We start from the raw sequence: 1,903 nt of genomic DNA, 5'->3' as shown, positions 1-1,903 counted from the left end.
GCACGTTGTGCATGTGATGGGCGTTCAGCAGCCAGCACGCAAGGCGGTCCTCCAGCGCGGCAAACACAGGCTTCCAGTAGATCCCGGTTGCCTCCATGCCCGCCAGTTCGATGTGCTCGGCGACCAGCCAATTACCGAGCTCACCGAGACCGCGCACGGTCGTCGGGTAGGTCCGGGTCTCATGATGGCGGCTGCCCCGGCGCTTGCCGGGAACCCGGATCGTGGCGACCGCGGTGTCGCGGTGCACGTCCACGCCGGCGACCCGGTCCACGAAAACGTCCATCCTCGCCTCCCCGACGATCGACCGCGGGCGGTGCCGCCCGAAGGGGCCTACCAGTCGAAGAGTCTGAGATTCGCGCTCGTGGCAGCAGTCAACGATCCCTCAGGCCCCAGCGTCATACTTTTTACGCCGACTCGAAGTACCACACGGCACCGACGTCAACCGGGCGTCACCATCCGCAGGATGACCCTGGCGAGCCTGGCGAACAGTAGCGCTGGGCTGGCGTCCCCCAGAGGCGATCCCGCCCCGATTCTCATCCCGCCACGGTGGCGCCGCGCAGCAGCGGCATAACTACTTTTACCAAGATCTCGTTCGCCTTCTTGACTTCGGCCAGCTCGCGGCGAACGCGACGCAACTCCTCACGCTCATCCGTCGTCAGCGCGCCCGCCGGCCCCTCGCCCCGGTCGGTCCTATCCTGCTTGACCCAGCCCCGCAGCCCCTCAGGGCTCACTCCCAGCTCCCGGGCAATCTCGGTAACGTTCCGATGCGGCGAGGACCGGACGAGCGCGATCGCGTCCCGCTTGAACTCGGCCGTGTACCGCTTACTCATGTTGCTCTTGCCGCTCACTATCTGGACTGCTTCCTCCGGGACTCAACCGTCCCAGTATCAGGCTGTCCAGTTCAGCGGGGGAACTTCAGGGGGCGGAAGACGGGCCGCCGAGGCGACCGCGGGTGGTGGCCAGCAGAACGAGGGCCGCCGCGGTAAAGGTGAGCAGGATGGCGTGTGCGGCCTTGCCCTGGGACAGGGACGGGAACATCGACGACCACGCCAGGGAGATGAAGTTGTTGACGCTGGTGTGCAGCAGCATGGCCAACGGCAGGCTCTCGCCGGTGCGGTTGAAGACCCACGTCATGACAAAGCTGATCGCCATCGCGGTGGCGATGAACTCCATCGGCCCGATCCACGACCCGCCCATCCAGTTGCCCCACTCGGTGAGGAACAGCGGCAGGTGCCAGGCACCCCCCAGCGGTCCGAGGATGAGGGCGCCGATCACAGGACCGTGGCGTCGCTGCAGGCGCGGCATGGCGAACTCGCGCCAGCCGGGCTCCTCGGCCAGACCCGTGGTGATCATCTGCAGGACTAGCCCCGGCAGATAGGCGGCCAGCACCGCGGCCGACGGCAGTACAGGCCCGCGTCCGGCCAGCGCGGACGAGGTCAGGATCAGTGAGGCGGGTACCGAGAGCAGGACAGCGCCGTACCAGCGCCAGCCGACCCGCAGCTTGGTCAATCGCCCTACCCAGGTCCGCAGTCCACGACGGCCCTCGGAGGCCGCGGTGACCAGGAACGCCGACAGGATCGGGCCCAGGTAGGCACCGGGCAGAACGCCCGGAAGTTCGCTCGTTCCGCCAGCTCCGGGAACGCGAAGTGCAGGATACCCAAGCCGTTCTCCGACAGGACGTACGGTGTCCAGGCCAACCAACTCAGCAGGTACGCCAGCGAGAAGAACCAGGTCAAGGGGGCACGGCCGATACTGCCCCGCAGACCCGCGTGGGTCTTCGGCCCGCGCACCCAGGTCGCGGCCCGCACCACCCTCGCCCGAGGCTCTGTTGAGGCTTGTCGGGCCGGGGCTACCGGGGGACACCATCCGGTGCGGCCCGGCCCTCCCGCCGGAGGGCCGGGCC

The 1,903-nt window shown here is 68.2% G+C and carries 2 protein-coding genes and 1 pseudogene; all 3 read right to left on the bottom strand.

What is annotated here, in order from left to right; genetic code table 11:
• Positions 1-283, bottom strand: a pseudogene (locus ABZZ74_RS53960) (IS110 family transposase); the annotation flags it as partial.
• A gap of 250 nt (positions 284-533) precedes the next feature.
• On the bottom strand, positions 534-848 hold the full coding sequence (locus ABZZ74_RS53955) for a transposase (RefSeq protein WP_356951418.1): 315 nt from the start codon (positions 846-848) through the stop codon (positions 534-536).
• Positions 849-915: 67 nt separating this feature from the next.
• Positions 916-1,509, bottom strand: coding sequence for a CPBP family intramembrane glutamic endopeptidase (locus ABZZ74_RS53950; protein ID WP_356951417.1), 594 nt, complete (start codon positions 1,507-1,509; stop codon positions 916-918).
• Between the last annotated feature and the right edge of the window lie 394 nt (positions 1,510-1,903).

This window comes from Streptomyces sp. NPDC006476, from assembly GCF_040612015.1.
In the GTDB taxonomy this organism is placed as follows: Bacteria; Actinomycetota; Actinomycetes; order Streptomycetales; family Streptomycetaceae; genus Streptomyces; species Streptomyces griseorubiginosus_B.
Note: the sequence above shows the minus strand (reverse complement) of the source record. Positions and strands in the feature narration are given on the sequence as shown.